Source organism: Kitasatospora sp. NPDC049285, from assembly GCF_040678815.1.
Taxonomy (GTDB): domain Bacteria; phylum Actinomycetota; class Actinomycetes; order Streptomycetales; family Streptomycetaceae; genus Kitasatospora.
Map to the genome: position 1 here is coordinate 22,801 of NZ_JBFAQR010000011.1, position 14,254 is coordinate 37,054.

The following is a 14,254-nucleotide window of genomic DNA, read 5'->3' on the forward strand; positions in this document are numbered from 1 at the left end:
CGCGGCGACCACCGTCAGCTGGACGGCTCCGGCCGGGTGGCGGCGGCCAGGTGGGCCTTGAGGTCGGCGTTCTCCGCTTCCAGGGCGATGATGCGCTTGCGCGCGAAGTACAGCTCCAGGACGGCGTCCTGGAACTCCAGGACCAGTTCCTCGGGCGTCAGTTGCACGTCTCCCCCCGCCGCGTCACGCCGAGGCGAGCTGGGTGACGGTGCCGTTCGAGCCGCGCCAGTACAGCGCCCCGCCCTGCGCGTACAGCGCGCCGCCGCCGGCGGTGGAATCGACGGAGGTCGGCGCGGTGGCCGTGTTGCCGACCCGCACCACGCCCTCCACCAGCAGGCCCGCCGCGGCGCCGGGCCGCTGCACGATGTGCACCTGGGCGCGCGGGGTGGCGGCGCGGTCGATGCCGATGCCGATCAGGCCGGTGCCGCGGACGATGAAGTCGTCCAGGCCGGTGTTGTTGCGCAGCGCGATCAGACTGCCCCTGGTCGGGCCGGTGGTCGCGGTCAGGTAGATGCCCTGGGCGGCGGTGCCGGAGGTCTGCAGGTCGATGGAGAGGGCGGCGGCGTTCTGGTCGGAGCCGTCGGCGTAGCCCTTGTGCGCGATCTTGAGGGTGCCGCGGCCCTTCTCGGTGCCGGACAGGTACATCGCCGAGGTGTCCGGGTTGTCCGAGGCGACGTTCAGCGCGACGCCGCCGCCGGACGTGCCGGCCTGGTAGACCACCAGCGCGTGCGCGTCGCTGTTGGCCGGGTTGGTCGGGTTGTTCGCCATCGACGCCGTCTTGAAGAACGCCGCCTGCCCGTCCTGCCCGTTGCCGTAGAAGCTCTGCGCGTTGACCTGCCCGTCGAACACCGTCACCGGCGTCGCCGCGGCGGCGCTGTCCGCACCGCCGACCGCCACGGTCACCGCCCCCGCGGTGAACCCGCCCAGGAACAACCGTCGATCCATCCCCGACTCCCCCGCCCTCGAACTCTTCTGACGCCGCCTCAGGCCTTGGTGACCTGGAGCTTCCCGTTCTGCACCGCCACCTGGTACGCGGGCAGCGGCTTCGGCGCCGGACCGTCCTGGACGGCGCCGTCCGCGATCCCGAACCGGCTGCCGTGGCAAAGGCACTGGATCTGGCTGTTGCGCACCCCGTCGACCAGGCAGCCGGCGTGCGTGCAGGTCGCGCTGAACGCCTTGAACTGCCCCTCGCTGGGCTGCGTCACCACGATCTTCTGGTCGCGGTACACCTTGCCCCCGCCGACCGGCACGTCGGACGCGGCGCCCAGGTCGACCGGACCCGCGGCGGGCGACGATGCCTGGCTCGTACCGCCGCCCCCGCCGGACGACGAGCACCCCGCGACGGCCGTCCCGCCGGCCAGGACGGCGGCGGCGCAGCACAGCACGGTACGACGGGAGGCGACGGGCTCGGACACGTGAACTCCTTTGGCGCGGGGGACGGCGCGAGCAACCTAGCACGCACCGCCCCCACGCCCCGGGGCTTCGGTCCTACCGCTTCTTCCGCTTCACCGGCGTCGCGTCCGACACGTCCTTCAGGATGTCCCGGAGGAACTTGCCGGTGTGGCTGACCGTGGAGGCCGCGACCTCCTCGGGCGTGCCCTCGATGACCACCGTGCCGCCGCCGGAACCGCCCTCGGGGCCCATGTCGACCAGCCAGTCGGCGGTCTTGATGACGTCGAGGTTGTGCTCGATGACGATGACGGTGTTGCCCTTGTCGACCAGGCCCTCCAGGACCTTGATCAGCTTGCTGATGTCCTCGAAGTGCAGGCCGGTGGTGGGCTCGTCGAGGACGTAGACCGTGCGGCCGGTGGAGCGCTTCTGCAGCTCGGAGGAGAGCTTGACGCGCTGGGCCTCGCCGCCGGAGAGGGTGGTGGCGGGCTGGCCGAGCCGGACGTAGCCGAGGCCGACCTCCTTGAGCGTCCTCAGGTGGCGGGCGATCGCCGGGACGGCCTCGAAGAAGTCGAGGCCCTCCTCGATCGGCATGTCGAGCACCTCGGCGATGGACTTGCCCTTGTAGTGGACCTCCAGCGTCTCCCGGTTGTAGCGGGCGCCGTGGCAGACCTCGCAGGGGACGTAGACGTCCGGCAGGAAGTTCATCTCGATCTTGATGGTGCCGTCGCCGGAGCAGTTCTCGCAGCGGCCGCCCTTGACGTTGAACGAGAACCGGCCCGGCAGGTAGCCGCGGACCTTGGCCTCCTGGGTCTCCGCGAAGAGCTTGCGCACGTGGTCGAAGACGCCGGTGTAGGTGGCCGGGTTGGAGCGCGGGGTGCGGCCGATCGGCGACTGGTCGACGTGCACCACCTTGTCGACCAGGTCGGTGCCGGTGATCCGGGTGTGCCGGCCGGGGACGCTGCGAGCGCCGTTCAGCTCGCGGGCGAGGTGGGTGTAGAGGATGTCGTTGACCAGCGTCGACTTGCCCGAACCGGAGACGCCCGTGATGGCCGTGAAGGTGCCGAGCGGGAAGGCGACCGTGACGTCCTTGAGGTTGTGCTCCCGCGCCCCGTGCACCACGATCTGCCGTTTCTTGTCGCGCGGGCGGCGCGCGGCGGGGATCGGGATGGCGCGCTTGCCGGACAGGTACTGGCCGGTGAGCGACTCCTCGTTCTTCAGCAGCTCCTTGAGCGAGCCGGAGTGCACCACCTTGCCGCCGTGCTCGCCGGCACCGGGGCCGATGTCGACCACCCAGTCGGCGGTCTTGATGGTGTCCTCGTCGTGCTCGACCACGATCAGGGTGTTGCCGATGTCCCGCAGCCGGACCAGGGTCTCGATCAGGCGATGGTTGTCGCGCTGGTGCAGGCCGATGGAGGGCTCGTCCAGCACGTAGAGCACGCCGACCAGGCCGGAGCCGATCTGGGTGGCGAGCCGGATGCGCTGGGCCTCGCCGCCGGAGAGCGTGCCGGCGGCGCGGTTCAGCGACAGGTAGTCGAGGCCGACGTCGACCAGGAAGCGCAGCCGCTCCAGGACCTCCTTGAGGACCCGCTCGGCGATCTGCTTGTCCCGCGCGTCGAGCCGCAGGGCGCCCAGGAAGTCCGCGCAGTCGCTGATCGACATCGCGGAGACGTCGGCGATCGACTTGTCCATCACGGTGACCGCGAGGACGACGGGCTTCAGCCGGGTGCCGTGGCAGGTCGGGCAGGGCACCTCCCGCATGTACCCCTCGAAGCGCTCGCGGCTGGAGTCGCTCTCCGACTCCGAGTGACGGCGCGTCACGAACGGGACGGCGCCCTCGAAGGCGGTGGTGTACGAGCGCTCGCGGCCGTAGCGGTTGCGGTAGCGGACCTCGACCTGGGTCTTGTGGCCGTACAGCAGCGCCTTCCGGGCGCGCGCGGGCAGCCCGGCCCAGGCGATGTCGGTGCGGAAGCCGAGCTCGCCGGCCAGCGCGTCGATCAGGCGCTGGAAGTACTCCTTGGTGGCGCCCTGCGACCACGGGTGGATGGCGCCCTCGTCGAGCGACTTCTGATCGTCGGGGACGACCAGCTCCGGGTCGACCTCCATCCGGTTGCCCAGGCCCGAGCAGTCCGGACAGGCGCCGAACGGCGAGTTGAAGGAGAACGAGCGCGGCTCCAACTCCTCGAAGGAGACGTCGTCGTACGGGCAGTAGAGGTGCTCGGAGAACATCCGCTCGCGCTCGGGGTCGTCCTCCGCGAGGTCGACGAAGTCGAGCACCACCATGCCGCCGCCCAGCTTGAGCGCGGTCTCCACCGAGTCGGTGAGCCTGCGCTTGGCGCTCGCCTTCACGGTGAGGCGGTCGATGACCACCTCGATGGTGTGCTTCTCCTGCTTCTTGAGCGTGGGCGGCTCGGTGAGCTGGACGGTCTGGCCGTCCACCCGGGCGCGCGCGTACCCCTTGGACTGCAGGTCGGCGAAGAGGTCGACGAACTCGCCCTTGCGCTCGCGGACCACCGGGCTGAGCACCTGGAACCGGGTGCCCTCGGCGAGCTCCAGCACCCGGTCCACGATGGCCTGCGGCGACTGCCGGGCGATCGGGCGCCCGCAGTGCGGGCAGTGCGGCTTGCCGATCCGGGAGAACAGCAGGCGCAGGTAGTCGTACACCTCGGTGATGGTGCCGACGGTGGAGCGCGGGTTGCGGTTGGTGGACTTCTGGTCGATCGAGACGGCCGGGGAGAGGCCCTCGATGAAGTCCACGTCGGGCTTGTCCATCTGCCCGAGGAACTGGCGGGCGTACGAGGAGAGCGACTCGACGTACCGGCGCTGCCCCTCGGCGAAGATCGTGTCGAAGGCCAGCGAGGACTTGCCGGACCCGGAGAGGCCCGTGAAGACGATGAGGGAATCCCGGGGCAGGTCGAGCGAGACGTTCTTGAGGTTGTGCTCGCGTGCACCACGGACGACGAGGCGGTCTGCCACTGCTTCTGGCGCCTTTCTCCGGGTCGAGATGAGAGGTGTGCTTCTTCCAGGATGCGGCAGCCAGCCTACTAGCTCATTCGTTCGAATATCGAGCTCGTCCAGCCGGGTCCACCCGGACGAGTGAACGGCACCCGCACTCGACGGTAGCGTCAACGACTGACAACCGGCCCGGGCAACGGCCCACCCCACCGGGAACCGCCCGGAACCGGTCCACCGCTCGTCGAAAGGCACCGCCGATGACCGACGCCACGACCGCCGCCGAGGGGCTGCGGGCCACCGTCGAGAGCACCGACCTGCTGCTGCACACCGTCGCCGAGCTGAAGCCGGAGGCGCTGTTCGAACCGTCCGCGCTGCCCGGCTGGACCCGCGGCCACGTGCTCACCCACCTCGCCCGCAACGCCGACTCGCTGGTCAACCTGCTGACCGGCGCCCGCACCGGCCGGGACATCCCGCAGTACGACCCGCCGGAGTCCCGGGACGCCGACATCGAGGCGGGCGCCGGCCGCCCGCTGGAGGAACAGCTGGCCGACCTCAAGGAGAGCCAGCGCCGCTTCCTGGACGCCGGCGCGCTGCTCGCCCCCGAGCACTGGCAGGCCCGGATCACCCACCGCACCGGCTACGTCTTCCCCGCCTGGGAGATCCCCTACAAGCGGCTGATGGAGCTTGAGTACCACCACGTCGACCTGAACGCGGGCTACACCCCGGCGCACTGGCCGGAGTCCTTCGCCACCGCCGAGTTCCGGCGGCTGGCCGACCGGTTCGCCGCGCTCGACGGACTGCCGGGCACCGTGCTGGTCGCCGAGGACGCCGGGCTGGAGGGCCGGCTCGGCGGCGAGCAGGCCGTGCAGCTCACCGTGGAGGGCCCGGTTCGGGCGCTGACCGGCTGGCTGTCCGGCCGTTCGAACGGCGACGGTCTGCAGGTGCACCGCGGCGACGAGGGCCTGGTCGACCCGCGCAGCGCGCTGCCGAAGCTCCCCCCGATGGGATGATGACCACGGCAGCAGTTGCACACCTGGCCCAGCGGCAGCGAGGAGCGGCGCGATGACGTACCACGGAGCGGTCAAGGTCGGCGGGGCACCGGACGTCCGCGAGCTGGCGCACCTGATCATCACCAAGGTGGCGGTCGGCCCGTACGACAACAACGCCTACCTGCTGCGCTGCCGGGCCACCGACGAGCAGCTGCTGATCGACGCGGCGGCGGACGCCCCGGTGCTGCTGGAGACGGTCGGCCCGCGGCTGGCCGTGGTGGTCACCACCCACCGGCACCACGACCACTGGGGCGCGCTCGCCGAGGTGGTCGCCGCGACCGGGGCGCGCACCGCGGCCGGGCGGATCGACGCCGAGGGCATCGAGGTGCCGACCGACGTCCCGCTGGAGGACGGCTCGGTGCTCCGGGTCGGCCACGTCGAGCTGACGGTGCGCCACCTGGTGGGCCACACCCCGGGCGCGATCGTGCTGGTCTACGACGACCCGCAGGGCCACCCGCACCTGTTCACCGGCGACTGCCTCTTCCCCGGCGGGGTGGGCAACACCTGGGGCGACCCGGCCGCCTTCGACTCGCTGTTCCGGGACGTCAACGAAAAGGTCTTCGACGTCCTCCCGGACGAGACCTGGGTCTACCCCGGCCACGGCAACGACACCACCCTGGGCGCCGAGCGCCCGCACCTGCCGGAGTGGCGCGAGCGCGGCTGGTGAGGACGCGTGAGGCCCCCGCCGCGGCGTACCCGGCGGGGGCCCTCACGGTGCGTCAGGCGTCGATCCTCGCCGGCTCCTCGGCCTGCTCCCGCTGCTTGCGGGCGGCGACCAGGCTGGTGACGGTGGTGACCGCCAGGGTCAGCCCGATGAAGGCCAGCGAGAAGGCGATGCTGATCTCGGGGACGTGCACGCCGCTCTCGTGCAGCGCGTGCAGGATCAGCTTCAGCCCGATGAAGCCCAGGATCACCGACAGGCCGTACGAGAGGTGGACCAGCTTCTTCAGCAGTCCGCCGATCAGGAAGTACAGCTGCCGCAGGCCCATCAGCGCGAAGGCGTTGGCGGTGAAGACGATGTACGGGTCCTGGGTGAGACCGAAGATGGCCGGGATCGAGTCCAGCGCGAACAGCACGTCGGTGGTGCCGATCGCCAGCATCACGATCAGCATCGGGGTGACCAGCCGGCGGCCGTTCTCCCGGATGAAGAGCTTGGTGCCGTGGTACCGGTCGGTGGAGGGGACGCGCTGCTGGATCGCCTTGAGCAGGCGGTTCTCCTCGAACTCCTCGTCCTCCTCCTCGGCCCGCGCCTCCTTGATCAGCTTCCAGGCCGTCCAGACCAGGAACGCGCCGAAGAGGTAAAACACCCAGGAGAAGCTGGCGACCAGCGCCGCGCCGCCCGCGATGAAGACCGCCCGCAGCACCAGGGCGATGATCACGCCGAACATCAGCACCCGCTGCTGGTAGATCCTCGGCACCGCGAACTTGCCCATGATCAGGATGAACACGAACAGGTTGTCGACGCTGAGCGACTTCTCGGTGACGTAGCCGGCGAAGAACTCGCCGGCCGGCTTCCCGCCGCCGTACCACCAGAGGAATCCACCGAACAGTCCGGCCAGCGCGATCCAGACCGCGGTCCAGATCCCGGCCTCCTTGACGGAGACCTCGTGCGGCTTGCGGCCGCCGATGAAGAAATCGGCCGCGATCAACGCGACCAGCACCGCGATGGTGCCGGTCCAAAGGCCCACGGAAACGTCCACTACTGCTCCTCCGGCAGGTAGGCGAACAACATCGTCACTGCCGGAGGTCTCTTCCGCCGCACGGCACGCGAAAGTGCCCGTACGGCCAGCGCCCCGGGACGCCACGATGGGCGCCCGTGATGACGGGGTCGCTGTACGGGGAATACTCCCCTCCGCTCCTGTCGAGGTTAACAGAAGAACCAAGGGAAGGTAAAGAAGGTAAAGGGCGGCCCTTTACCCGGGGCCCAGGGCCGGAGGGGTCGCCTACAGGAACGGCTCCACGAAGGGCAGCATGTCCCGGAAGGTCCGGCCGCTGGCGGGGGCGCCGATCGCGGTCATCTGCCAGCCCGCGCCGTCCCGGACCACCTTGGCCATGATCTGGCCGGTGTGCGGTCCGCCGCCGGTGAGCTCGTAGCGGGCCAGCTCCCGGCCGGTGGTCTCGTCGACCAGCCGGCAGTGCGCGTTCTGCACCTCCAGGAAGTTCTGGCCGCTGTACGAGCTGACGGTGAAGACGATCTGGGTGACCCGGGCGGGCACCTTCGACAGGTCGACCATGATCGACTCGTCGTCCCCGCCCGCGCCGGCCCCGCCGACCAGGTTGTCGCCGGTGTGGCGGACCGAACCGTCGTTGCTGAGCAGGTGCGAGAAGAAGACCACGTCGCTCATCACCTTGCCGTCGTACAGCAGGGCGGAGGCGTCCAGGTCGATCTCCTTCGGGCGGCGGCTGAACAGGCCGCGCTTGCCCGGTGCGGACTTCCATCCGAGGCCCATCCGGACCACCGTCAGCGTCTCGCCGGTGGACTTCATCAGGCTGACGCTCTGACCCTTGGCCAGATTCACGGACACGCTTCCGACCTCTTCCTCCGGGTCCCCCCGGTGTCTCCCCGAACGGTCGCCCCCGAAGCGTCTGCCCCGACGCCGACCGCGAACACCCTACGCCCCGGGCCCGCCGCCCCGGGGGCGGGGCGGCGAGTCTGTGGCAGAACCACGACAGTCGGACGGGCGGATCAGGCCATCCCGGCTTCCCGCATCTGGCGCAGCTCGCGCTTGAGCTCCTTGACCTCGTCGCGCAGCCGGGCCGCCACCTCGAACTGCAGCTCGGCCGCGGCGGAGTGCATCCGGTCCGTCATGTCCTGGATCAGCGAGGCGAGTTCGGCCGCGGGCAGGCTCTTGGCGGGCTTGCGGTCGATGCCCAGCGCGGGGACCGGCGCCTTGCCCTTGCCCTGGGCGCGGTAACCGGTGGCGAGCAGCTCCTGGGTGTCCACGTCCTCGGAGGACATGGTGGAGAGCAGGTCGCCGATCTTCTTGCGCAGCGGCTGCGGGTCGATGCCGTGCTTCTCGTTGTACGCCTGCTGGACGGCCCGGCGGCGGTTGGTCTCGTCGATCGCGAGCTCCATCGCCGGGGTGATCTTGTCGGCGTACATGTGCACCTGGCCGGAGACGTTACGGGCGGCGCGGCCGATGGTCTGGATCAGCGAGGTGCCGGAGCGCAGGAAGCCCTCCTTGTCGGCGTCCAGGATCGCCACCAGCGAGACCTCGGGCAGGTCGAGGCCCTCGCGGAGCAGGTTGATGCCGACCAGCACGTCGTACTCGCCGGCCCGCAGTTCGCGCAGCAGCTCGATCCGGCGCAGCGTGTCGACGTCGCTGTGCAGGTAGCGGACCCGGATGTCGAGGCCGAGGAAGTAGTCGGTGAGGTCCTCGGCCATCTTCTTGGTGAGCGTGGTGACCAGGACCCGCTCGTCCTTCTCCACCCGCTGCCGGATCTCGTGCACCAGGTCGTCGATCTGGCCCTCGGTGGGCTTGACGACCACCTCGGGGTCGATCAGGCCGGTGGGGCGGATGATCTGCTCCACCTGGCCGTCGCCGCGGGCGAGTTCGTACTTGCCGGGGGTGGCGGAGAGGTAGACGGTCTGGCCGATCCGCTCCTGGAACTCCTCCCACTTCAGCGGGCGGTTGTCCATCGCCGAGGGCAGCCGGAACCCGTGCTCGACCAGGGTGCGCTTGCGCGAGGCGTCGCCCTCGTACATCGCGCCGATCTGCGGGACCGTCACGTGCGACTCGTCGATGACCAGCAGGAAGTCCTCGGGGAAGTAGTCGAGCAGGGTGTTCGGCGGGGAGCCGGGCGAGCGGCCGTCGAAGTGCATCGAGTAGTTCTCCACGCCGGAGCAGGTGCCGATCTGGCGGAGCATCTCGATGTCGTAGGTGGTGCGCATGCGCAGCCGCTGGGCCTCCAGTAGCTTGCCCTGCTTCTCCATCCGGGCCAGGGTCTGCTCCAGCTCGGCCTCGATGTCGCGCACCGCGCGCTCCATCCGCTCCGGGCCGGCCACGTAGTGCGAGGCGGGGAAGACGTAGATCGACTCGTCCTCGCTGATCACCTCGCCGGTCAGCGGGTGCAGCGTGTAGAGCGCCTCGATCTCGTCGCCGAACATCTCGATCCGGACGGCGAGTTCCTCGTAGACCGGGAAGATCTCGATGGTGTCGCCGCGGACCCGGAAGGTGCCGCGGGTGAAGGCCAGGTCGTTGCGGGTGTACTGGATGTCGACGAAGCGGCGGAGCAGCGCGTCCCGGTCGACCTCCTCGCCGACCTTGAGCTGCACCATCCGGTCCACGTACTCCTGCGGGGTGCCGAGGCCGTAGATGCAGGAGACCGAGGCGACCACGATCACGTCGCGCCGGGTCAGCAGGCTGTTGGTGGCGGAGTGGCGCAGCCGCTCGACCTCCTCGTTGATCGAGGAGTCCTTCTCGATGTAGGTGTCGGTCTGCGGGACGTACGCCTCGGGCTGGTAGTAGTCGTAGTACGAGACGAAGTACTCGACCGCGTTGTTGGGCAGCAGCTCGCGGAACTCGTTGGCCAGCTGGGCGGCCAGCGTCTTGTTCGGGGCCATCACCAGGGTGGGCCGCTGCAGCTTCTCGATCATCCACGCCGTGGTGGCCGACTTGCCGGTGCCGGTCGCGCCGAGCAGGACGACGTCCTTCTCCCCCGCGCGGATCCGGCGCTCCAGCTCGGCGATGGCCGCCGGCTGGTCACCATTGGGCTGGAAGGGACTGACGACCTCGAAGGGCGCCACGGACCGCTCGATACTCGTGATGGGACGCACGAGTCCACGGTACGACCGCCCACCGACACTCGGCGGCGCCCGGCGTGATTCCGTCCGCTAGTTCGCGGAGTCGCGGGCCAGGGCGACCAGGCGGGAGACCGCGCGGAGGTACTTCTTGCGGTAGCCGCCGCGGAGCATCTCCTCGGTGAAGACGCGGTCGAACGGGACGCCGGAGGCGGTGATCGGCAGTTCGCGGTCGTACATCCGGTCGGCCAGCACCACCAGGCGCAGGGCGGTGGACTGGTCGTCGACCTGGTGCACGCCGCGCAGGAAGACCGCCTGGACGTCGTCCAGCAGCGCGCCGTAGCGGCTGGGGTGGACCTCCTTCAGGTGCTCCAGCAGGGCGTCGAAGTCGGCCAGCGCGGCGCCCGGCGCGGCCGCGGCGCGGGCGGTCACCTCGGCGTCGGTGTACGGCGGCGGGGCGTCGGGCAGGCCGCGGTGGCGGTAGTCCTGGCCGTCGATCCGGACCGGGCGGAAGTGCGCGGACAGGCCCTGGATCTCGCGCATGAAGTCGGCGGCGGCGAACCGGCCCTCGCCGAGCTTCTCCGGCAGCGTGTTGGAGGTGGCGCAGAGCTTGACGCCGTTCTCCACCAGCTTGCCGAGCAGGGTGGAGACCAGCACGGTGTCGCCCGGGTCGTCCAGCTCGAACTCGTCGATGCAGAGCAGGCGGTGCGAGCTGAGGGTGCGCACCGCGCCCTGGAAGGTGAGCGCGCCGACCAGGTTGGTCAGTTCGACGAAGGTGCCGAAGGCCTTCGGGCCGGGGACGGCGTGCCAGAGCGAGGCGAGCAGGTGGGTCTTGCCGACGCCGTAGCCGCCGTCCAGGTAGATCCCGGCGGGGCCGCTCGGCGCCGGTGCGGAGCGGCGGAACCAGCCGCGCCGGGGCGGCTCGGAGGCGTGGTTGAGCCCGGCGGCGAAGGACTCCAGGACCTGGACGGCCTCGTACTGGCTGGGCTGCGTCGGGTCCGGCAGGTAGCTCCCGAAGCTGACGTCCGCGAACCGCGGCGGCGGCACCATCTCGGCCACCAGCCGCTCGGCCGGTACCACCGGACGCCGCTCGGTCAGGGCTATCGCGGTGTGGACGTCGGATTCCGAAGTAGCTGCAGACACGAGACAACAGGGTACGCCGGGCCGGACACGCCCGGGACTGGCGGGTGTCCAAGGACACACGCCGGGGCCGACCGGACGGCGGGTTCCTGCCAGACTCGAACCATGGAGCAACTGATCGGCCGGACCCCCGGCACCCCCGGTTCGCTGGAGTGGCTGGCCCAGGCGTACGCGTACCCGGAGCAGGGGTCGTGGCTGCGGGCCAACATGGTGACCTCGCTGGACGGGGCGGCGCGGCTTGACGGACTGTCAGAGGGGCTCTCCAGCGAGGCCGACAAGCGGATCTTCGGCGTGCTGCGGGCGCTGTGCGACGTGGTGCTGGTGGGCGCGGAGACGGTGCGCGCGGAGGGGTACCGGCCGGGGCGGGCCCGCAAGGACTTCGCCGAGCGGCGGGCCGCGGCCGGGCAGGCGCCGGCCCCGGTGATCGCGGTGGTCACCCGCAGCCTGCGGCTCGACCTGGACGCGCCGTTGTTCACCGAGCCGCTGGTGCCCACCGTGGTCGTCACCGTCGAGGACGCCCCCGCCGGCCGGCTCGCGCAGGCCGCCCGGCGCGCCGAGGTGATCACCGCGGGAACCGGCTCGGTGGACCTCGCGCTGGCGGTGGCGGCGCTCACCGAGCGTGGCTGGCGGCGGCAGCTCACCGAGGGCGGTCCGCACCTGCTGGGCCAGCTCGCGGCGGCCGGGCTGCTGGACGAACTGTGCCTCTCGGTGGCGCCGTTGGTGACCGCGGGTGATTCACCGAGGATTGTGAACGGTCCGCAAATTCCCGACGCGCAGCGGATGCGGCTGGTCTCATTGATCGAGGAGAAAGGTTTCCTCTTTACCCGCTATCTGCGCCCGACCGATCCGGACCCGTCCCCGCGCGACCAGGCTCGCACGTGATCCAAGTGGCGCGTGTGCAGCGTGAGGAATCCTTCCTCCGGGCACTATGAAGGAAGGATGAGGGACACCGGACCCGGGGGCCCGCACCAGCGAAGGGACTCACGTGTTCAAGACCGTACTGATGATCGAAAAGGCGCTCTCCGACGCCGACGTGGAGCTGGTCACCACGCTGCACGGCGAGGAGAAGGTCTCCTTCGTCGTCCTGATGCAACCGCGCGGCAAGCAGGACGAGTTGCTGCGCGCCCTGGACGACGTGGCCCTCGGCCATCTGGACAAGGCGGTGCACGAGCACGACGACGAGGTGGGCAACGGCCCCACTCTTGCGGGGGAATCGCTCGAGCACAGCCTGCGGCACCTGCACCGGGCCGGCGCGGAGGCGGTCGGCGAGGTGGTCGAGGAGCACCCGCTGGTCCGGCTGCGCGAGGTGGTCGAGGAGAACAAGGCCGACGAGGTGCTGGTGCTGACCTCCCCGCACTTCGTGGAGGAGTTCTTCCACCGCGACTGGGCCTCCCGGGCCCGGCACGAGGTCGGCGTCCCGGTGCTGAAGCTGTTCGCCAGCGACTCCTGACCCCGCCCGCCTTTAGGGCAGAATCGTCCCGTCGTTCGGTGTGCGCGCACACCGGACGGCGGGACGACCCCCTCCCCACCCGCCTCCCACCGCCAGTACGGAGCACGCCTTGAACGACGCCGCCCACGACCTGCACGCCCCGCACTTCATCGGCATCGGCGGCGCCGGCATGTCCGGACTGGCGAAGATCCTCGCGGTGCGCGGCGCCACCGTCTCGGGCAGCGACGCCAAGGAGTCGGAGACCGTCCGGGCGCTGCGCGAGCTGGGCGCCACGGTGTTCGTCGGGCACGCGGCCGAGCACCTGCCGGCCGGCACCAGCAGCGTGGTGGTCTCCAGCGCGATCCGCGCGGACAACCCGGAGCTGGTGGCGGCCCATGAGCGCGGCATCCCGGTGGTGCACCGCTCGGACGCGCTGGCCGCGCTGATGGGCGGCCGCCGGGCGCTGGCGGTGGCGGGCACCCACGGCAAGACCACCACCACCTCGATGCTGGCGGTCAGCCTGGGCGAGCTGGGCCTGGAGCCCTCCTACGCGATCGGCGGCGACCTGGACGCGCCGGGCTCCAACGCGCACCACGGGGCGGGCGAGATCTTCGTCGCGGAGGCCGACGAGAGCGACCGCAGCTTCCACAAGTACGCGCCCGAGGTGGCGATCGTGCTGAACGTGGAGCTCGACCACCACGCCAACTACGCGTCGATGGACGAGATCTACGAGTCCTTCGAGACCTTCGTGCACCGGATCACCCCCGGCGGCACGCTGGTGGTCTCCGCCGACCACGAGGGCGCCCGCGAGCTGACCCGCCGGGTGGCCGGGCGCGCGGGCCTGAACGTGGTGACGGTCGGCGCCGCCGAGGACGCCGACGTGCGGGTGCTGGAGGTCGCGCCGCGCGGGATGACCAGCGAGGTCACCGTCGAGCTCGGCGGCGAGCGGCTGACCTTCACCGTCTCGGTGCCCGGCCGGCACTACGCGCACAACGCGGTGGCCGCGCTGGCCGCCGGCGTCGCGCTGGGCGTCCCGGCCGACGGTCTGGCCAAGGCGCTGGGCGCGTACACCGGGGTGCGGCGGCGGCTGCAGCTGAAGGGCGAGGCGCAGGGCGTGCAGGTGATCGACTCCTACGCGCACCACCCGACCGAGATGGCCGCCGACCTGGAGGCGATCCGCGAGGCGGCCGGCCCCGGCCGGGTGCTGGTGGTCTTCCAGCCGCACCTGTTCAGCCGGACCCAGCAGCTCGCCGAGGAGATGGGCGCGGCGCTGGCGCTGGCCGACTCCTCCGTGGTGCTGGACATCTACCCGGCCCGCGAGGACCCGATCCCCGGCGTCACCAGCGAGCTGATCATCGACGCGGCCGGCCGCGCGGGCGCCGAGGTGCGGGCCGAGCACGACTTCGCCGCCGCCCCGGCCGTGCTGGCCTCGCTGGCCCGCCCCGGCGACCTGGTGCTGACCATGGGCGCGGGCGACGTGACCAACCTGGGCCCGGAAATTCTGGCCGCGCTCGCCGACGTTGCACCTGCTGTCTGAAACCCGCCTGCACG

13 protein-coding genes are annotated in these 14,254 nt (G+C 70.9%); 5 read left to right on the forward strand and 8 right to left on the reverse strand.

The annotated features are described in order from the left end of the window. Positions 1-14: 14 nt before the first annotated feature. From AB0K51_RS10455 to uvrA, 4 genes are all read right to left on the reverse strand, one after another. Complete coding sequence (locus AB0K51_RS10455) at positions 15-167, reverse strand: hypothetical protein (protein WP_363452722.1); 153 nt, start codon at positions 165-167, stop codon at positions 15-17. A gap of 16 nt (positions 168-183) precedes the next feature. Next, positions 184-945, reverse strand: a complete 762-nt coding sequence (locus AB0K51_RS10460) for a hyaluronoglucosaminidase (RefSeq protein ID WP_363452723.1) — start codon at positions 943-945, stop codon at positions 184-186. 38 nt (positions 946-983) lie between these two features. Continuing rightward, a complete protein-coding gene (locus AB0K51_RS10465; RefSeq protein ID WP_363452724.1) occupies positions 984-1,415 on the reverse strand; it encodes a Rieske (2Fe-2S) protein in 432 nt (143 codons plus the stop codon). Positions 1,416-1,488: 73 nt separating this feature from the next. Beyond that, complete coding sequence (uvrA, locus tag AB0K51_RS10470; RefSeq protein ID WP_363452726.1) at positions 1,489-4,365, reverse strand: excinuclease ABC subunit UvrA; 2,877 nt, start codon at positions 4,363-4,365, stop codon at positions 1,489-1,491. 236 nt (positions 4,366-4,601) lie between these two features. Here uvrA and AB0K51_RS10475 point away from each other — a divergent pair, with 236 nt between their 5' ends. Together AB0K51_RS10475 and AB0K51_RS10480 are read left to right on the forward strand one after the other, a co-directional pair. Then, positions 4,602-5,354, forward strand: a complete 753-nt coding sequence (locus tag AB0K51_RS10475) for a maleylpyruvate isomerase family mycothiol-dependent enzyme (protein ID WP_363452728.1) — start codon at positions 4,602-4,604, stop codon at positions 5,352-5,354. A gap of 52 nt (positions 5,355-5,406) precedes the next feature. Next, on the forward strand, positions 5,407-6,060 hold the full coding sequence (locus AB0K51_RS10480; RefSeq protein WP_363452730.1) for an MBL fold metallo-hydrolase: 654 nt from the start codon (positions 5,407-5,409) through the stop codon (positions 6,058-6,060). A gap of 52 nt (positions 6,061-6,112) precedes the next feature. On the opposite strand, the gene AB0K51_RS10485 is transcribed toward AB0K51_RS10480, so the two are convergent. The 4 genes from AB0K51_RS10485 to zapE all read right to left on the reverse strand — a co-directional run bounded on the left by AB0K51_RS10485 (position 6,113) and on the right by zapE (position 11,277). Continuing rightward, a complete protein-coding gene (locus tag AB0K51_RS10485; RefSeq protein WP_363452732.1) occupies positions 6,113-7,093 on the reverse strand; it encodes a TerC family protein in 981 nt (326 codons plus the stop codon). A 243-nt stretch (positions 7,094-7,336) separates the two neighbouring features. Continuing rightward, on the reverse strand, positions 7,337-7,918 hold the full coding sequence (locus AB0K51_RS10490; RefSeq protein ID WP_363452734.1) for a TerD family protein: 582 nt from the start codon (positions 7,916-7,918) through the stop codon (positions 7,337-7,339). A 161-nt stretch (positions 7,919-8,079) separates the two neighbouring features. Beyond that, complete coding sequence (gene uvrB, locus AB0K51_RS10495) at positions 8,080-10,170, reverse strand: excinuclease ABC subunit UvrB (RefSeq protein ID WP_363452736.1); 2,091 nt, start codon at positions 10,168-10,170, stop codon at positions 8,080-8,082. Positions 10,171-10,227: 57 nt separating this feature from the next. Next, complete coding sequence (gene zapE, locus AB0K51_RS10500) at positions 10,228-11,277, reverse strand: cell division protein ZapE (protein ID WP_363452738.1); 1,050 nt, start codon at positions 11,275-11,277, stop codon at positions 10,228-10,230. Positions 11,278-11,379: 102 nt separating this feature from the next. Between zapE and AB0K51_RS10505 the strand changes: the two genes are divergently transcribed. The 3 genes from AB0K51_RS10505 (at position 11,380) to murC (ending at position 14,240) form a co-directional block, all read left to right on the forward strand. Next, on the forward strand, positions 11,380-12,156 hold the full coding sequence (locus tag AB0K51_RS10505; protein ID WP_363452740.1) for a pyrimidine reductase family protein: 777 nt from the start codon (positions 11,380-11,382) through the stop codon (positions 12,154-12,156). 103 nt (positions 12,157-12,259) lie between these two features. Continuing rightward, the gene (locus AB0K51_RS10510; RefSeq protein WP_363452742.1) at positions 12,260-12,724 is read left to right on the forward strand and encodes an indole-3-glycerol phosphate synthase; all 465 of its coding nucleotides are present in this window, start codon (positions 12,260-12,262) and stop codon (positions 12,722-12,724) included. A 109-nt stretch (positions 12,725-12,833) separates the two neighbouring features. Next, positions 12,834-14,240 carry a UDP-N-acetylmuramate--L-alanine ligase gene (gene murC, locus AB0K51_RS10515; RefSeq protein WP_363452744.1) on the forward strand — a complete coding sequence of 469 codons (1,407 nt, stop codon included), beginning with the start codon at positions 12,834-12,836 and terminating at the stop codon, positions 14,238-14,240. Positions 14,241-14,254 lie beyond the last annotated feature (14 nt).